Source organism: Treponema sp. UBA7570 (assembly GCA_002477955.1).
In the GTDB taxonomy this organism is placed as follows: Bacteria; Spirochaetota; Spirochaetia; order Treponematales; family Treponemataceae; genus Treponema_D.
The window spans coordinates 1-2,612 of the sequence record DLLE01000026.1; the positions used below are offsets into that span (position 1 = coordinate 1).

General features: G+C 37.1%; 3 protein-coding genes. 2 read left to right on the forward strand and 1 reads right to left on the reverse strand.

What is annotated here, in order from left to right; genetic code table 11:
• Nucleotides 1-109: 109 nt before the first annotated feature.
• Nucleotides 110-841 (reverse strand): late competence development ComFB family protein, encoded by a 732-nt coding sequence (locus B4N75_RS02665; RefSeq protein WP_296019936.1) that lies wholly within the window; start codon nucleotides 839-841, stop codon nucleotides 110-112.
• A 154-nt stretch (nucleotides 842-995) separates the two neighbouring features.
• Between B4N75_RS02665 and B4N75_RS02670 the strand changes: the two genes are divergently transcribed.
• A complete protein-coding gene (locus tag B4N75_RS02670; RefSeq protein ID WP_296706538.1) occupies nucleotides 996-1,754 on the forward strand; it encodes a hypothetical protein in 759 nt (252 codons plus the stop codon).
• 85 nt (nucleotides 1,755-1,839) lie between these two features.
• On the forward strand, nucleotides 1,840-2,612 hold a 773-nt coding region (locus tag B4N75_RS02675), incomplete at its 3' end, for a hypothetical protein (RefSeq protein WP_296706540.1).

Genomic DNA, 2,612 nt, shown 5'->3' on the forward strand with positions numbered 1-2,612 from the left:
CTACCAACTGAGCTAAATGCCCATTTCGTCAAACGACTTTGTTAATATAACAAATCTAAAAAAAAAGTTCAATACCTTTTTTCTTAAAAAGTTAAAAAAATCAATTTATTTAGCCTTTTATCATTCTGTTCATTGTGTTTTTTATTTCTTCTCTAAACATTACTAGATCCATTATTTTTAAAGAAACAGTGGTATCAAGTTCTCTTCGGATTTTATTTTCTGAAATAAGAACTGTATCAAATGCGTAATTTACTTGATCATAGCCAGGACGTTTTACTTCAATTGAAAAATTAAATTTTTTAGTTTCGTCTGCTTTTTTTGCTTCGATTGCTTTTGGCCAAAAGCTATAAGAGCCTTTTGTGCTGCTGTATGTGTTCAGCGGATTTGCCCAGGTAATGTCCGCCATATCAACTTCTTTTCCGTCCATCTTGAGCGTTACGGTTGCATTTGCGAGCGGCTCAAAAGTGTTTCCTTCGAGAATTGAGCCCTGAATTATTGGAAAGTTAAAAACCGGTTTTTCGCAGGCTTCTACAATACATTCTGTTCTTGCGGAAGAGTGGAACGGTCTTTTTGTCGAGCTTATTATTCTGATTCCTTCGATTCCGATAGCGTCAATATCGGCTTTTATCTGGGCATCTTGCAGAACATCGCGCGCATGAATAACTCCGCGGCCGCTTACAACGTATCTTGGAGCGACACGGTTTAAAACATAGCTTATGGCATCAGCCCGGCAATTTTCGCAGTCGCAGGTAAGCCAGCAGGCGTTAACCTCTTTTATCTGATTGTAAAGTTTATTTATCCGGTGGCCTACAACTTCTTCCATTAGGTTATGAATATTCATCGCAAATTGCTCCGTTTTTAGTAAAAAAATATTTTCTGAATTATAAAACAAAAAAAGATTGAGTGCAAATTTTCTGGCAAAACCAATTTCCTGATAAAAGCGGATAAAGTTCAGCCTTTAATTTTATATTTTGTTATGATAAAATACGCTATCGATGCTAAAAAAGTTTATTTTTTATTTTGCTGTTTTCTGTCTCGTTCTTGTTTCCTGTAAAAACAGCGATTTTGGCGATACGGATCAGGATTCATCTTCGTTAAAGTCGGTTGCCGAAAAAAAAATCACCGGAACCGACTGGACTTTTGAGCTTGAAAAAGACAGGCTTTCTCAGGATATTTCCGTTGTAAACACTATAGAGAAAAAAATAAAACTTACTCCTCAGGTTTTCTTAAATTCGGCTTATTCAAAAAGTTTGGAGCCGGTTTTTCCTTATGTCGAAGATTTTGGCTCGCTAAACACTTCTAATTTTAATTCGGAAATCAAAAAAATGGCCGAGGAATTTGCCTCTTCGCTGTGCAAAAGCAAATTTGCTTCAAATCTTTTTGATCCGTCCGATATTTATGAGCTTGCGCTTTTTTCTATTGAATTAAAAAATCGCTGGGAAAAAACTTTTGATTTTCCTTATCCGGAAAATGATGAAAAAAAATCCGAAGAGCTTCAAAATCAAGAAAAAACTGGTGAAAAGTCTTCTGACGCCGAAAAACAAACGGTTCAGGAAATTATTCTTTTTGATGAGTATATTCTAGGCGAGCCTTTTGAAATGAATTCTCTCTGCGAAGTTCCTGTCCGCTTTGTGCAAAAAAAAGGTTTTGCCGATGTAGCTCTTTATTTTTTCAAGAATCCTAATGGAAACTGGAAAATCAACCAGCTGCAGATTTTAAAAATGCAGAAAAAAATCAAAAAGAATGCAAGATAAAAACAGCCGAAAATGGCGTCTGGTTTTATCTTTAAAAGTTTGCGTTGCAAACTTTTTTAATCTTGACTTTTTATAGGAGAGTTAGGTGCAAAATCAGGAAGAAAAGAATCAACCAGGCGCACAAAAAAATTCTTCGCAGTTGACGGGAATTGAACGCCAGCTTGTCCTTCAGTATTTAATGGACGCAAATGTTCCTGTAACTTTGACAGAAGAAATTGAAATTGATCAGGAAAAAGCGGCTGAGAACGAAAAATCCGAAAACGGGCACAGAATACGAACTGTGGCTTCGGGCGTTTTTCCTGTTGCCCTTCCGGGAGAGCAGATAACAGTCCTTGATCAGGGAATAATTCTCTTAAAAAATCCGCCGGAAAGCGTGAAGGTTTTTGACGGAAAAAAAGTCCGGGTTCAATTTTATTTTAACAGGCTCGGACTCTATTTTATAACGACAGTCAAAGCCGTAAAATCCGGACTTGCGCTTGTGATTCCTTCTGTCATAAGCAAAATTCAGGAGAAAGAGGCAAAAAAAACTGAAAATTTTTCGGCGGTTTTGTGCTTCAATTCAAATTCCTCTTCAGAAAAAAACATTTCTTCGAGCGTAAATTGCGGTTTTTCGCCGGAATATCCGCTTTTTGTAAATCCAAAGTGGAGCGATGTTGAAGAGCCAAACCAGCAGGAAGCAAAAAAATACCTTGAAAAATTTGTCATGCTTTTGCGCTCTGACGGAAAATCCATCGGAAACGGACTTTTTTTGATTTCTGTCGTGCGTTTTCTTTCAGATAAGAATTTTAGCCAGAACCAGCCAATCGAAGGCCGGAAAAATCCCCCTCAGATAATTTACATAGACAGCGAAAGGCTTGT